This is a genomic window from Salinimicrobium oceani, assembly GCF_012037645.1.
The window spans coordinates 1-898 of the sequence record NZ_JAAVJR010000062.1; the positions used below are offsets into that span (position 1 = coordinate 1).

General features: G+C 42.1%; 1 protein-coding gene. It reads left to right on the forward strand.

Annotated elements, in window-relative coordinates; genetic code table 11:
* The coding region (locus tag HC175_RS15380; protein ID WP_168139343.1) for an outer membrane beta-barrel protein at nt 1-898 on the forward strand (898 nt) is incomplete at both ends.

The window sequence follows — 898 nt, forward strand, 5'->3', positions numbered from 1 at the left end:
TTAGGTCAAATGTGCGTTATGAGCTGGCACGTGGTAAATCTCTTTACGCCTACTACCAGAATGATACTCAGATTCCTTCCATAAGAGAGTTACAGCCGGTCCCCAACCTTACCAATCCATTGAATATTATTATTGGTAATCCCAAATTAGACCCTACTTATTCACATCGTCTAAGCATGGGATATCAAAATTTTGATTTTGCGACCCGAAGTGGGATGAGCATCTATGCATCAACCACCTTTTACGAGGATCAGGTAGTGCCATATAGTATTACAGAAGATCTTATAACTACGACCACCTATCGGAATCTCGATGGCGGAGTTTCCAGTTATGCCGGCGTTTCCCTTAACAAGCGAATCAAAAAAGAGGAGCAGGAGTTTAGCTACAGATTCGGATTATATGGAAACTACAACCGCCAAATAGGTTTCTCTAACGGAATTCGATATAACGCCGACAGGTTTGGAATTTCTCCTTCGATTAGGTTGGGCTACAATTATGACGATAAGGTGGAGATCAATCCGCGTTATGAGGTGAATTACAACCTCTCTAAATATGACATCAGCAATAGAAGAGAAGAGGAATACGTCAACCATACCATCGCTCTTGAAGCAACCTCCTACTGGCCCAAAAATGTGGTTTATGGAAATGATATCTCTTTTGTTTCCTACGGAAGCGTGGCTCCGGGTTTTGATCCTACTTCGGTTTTATGGAATATGAGCCTTGGATACAAGTTTCTTAATGATGACGCCACCCTGAAGGTAAAGGTGTACGATCTTTTGAACGAGAATGTAAGCACCCGAAGAATAATTGGAGAAGATTACGTGCAGGATACGCAGGAATTGATCCTGGAACAGTACTTCATGTTAAGCTTCACGTATAAACTCAGCAAGTTTGGGGG